Source organism: Paenibacillus sp. AD87, assembly GCF_001659845.1.
Classification (GTDB): domain Bacteria; phylum Bacillota; class Bacilli; order Paenibacillales; family Paenibacillaceae; genus Paenibacillus; species Paenibacillus marchantiae.
The window spans coordinates 1-668 of the sequence record NZ_LXQN01000025.1 but is presented as its reverse complement, the minus strand read 5'-3'; the positions used below and the strand labels follow the sequence as shown (position 1 = coordinate 668).

Sequence of the window (668 nt, the reverse complement as noted above, 5' to 3'; positions counted from 1 at the left end):
GTAGCTCGTCTGCAAACAATCGAACGGACTCGTTTGACAAACGTCCTGCTCTACGAGCAAATATTTCGTATTCGCATTTTCAAGCGCTTTCAAAATTCCTGTGAAATTCATGTTACCTTCCATCACCGGTTCCATTTGCTTATCCGAACCCATGTCCTTCAAATGCACGCAATGAAGGCGGTCCTTTAATTTATCGCTCCATTCGCATACGTCAGCTCCGGCAGCATGTACCCAATACGTATCCAGAGTAATTCCCAGTTCCTCGGGTGAGAAATCCTCGATAAGACGTTCGATCATACGCTTGCCATCCGTTTTCTCAAACTCAAAATGATGGTTGTGATACATGAATAGCTTTCCGGATCTGGCGATCCGCCGAGCCGCTTCCCGGAAGTCACTCGCGAAATATCCGTACCAATCCCGTGACCGATATTTATCCGGCATAGCTCCGATACCGATATAATCGCAACCAAGAATGTTATGCTCCTCAATCACTTGATCGGTTTCATACAATATCCGCTCAGGGCTCGTATGCGTCAGAGCAATTTGGAGCGATAACTCGTCGCACATAGCTCTAAGTGTTTCCGGCTTGATTTTACCGATTGCAGAAACCTGGATTGATGTGTAACCCATCTCCGCAATTTTTTGCAATGTACGTTTAATGTCTTTTT

General features: G+C 45.5%; 1 protein-coding gene. It reads right to left on the bottom strand.

What is annotated here, in order from left to right:
* Positions 1-668: sugar phosphate isomerase/epimerase family protein (locus gpAD87_RS31305; RefSeq protein WP_064642995.1), on the bottom strand; the 668-nt coding region annotated here is incomplete at both ends.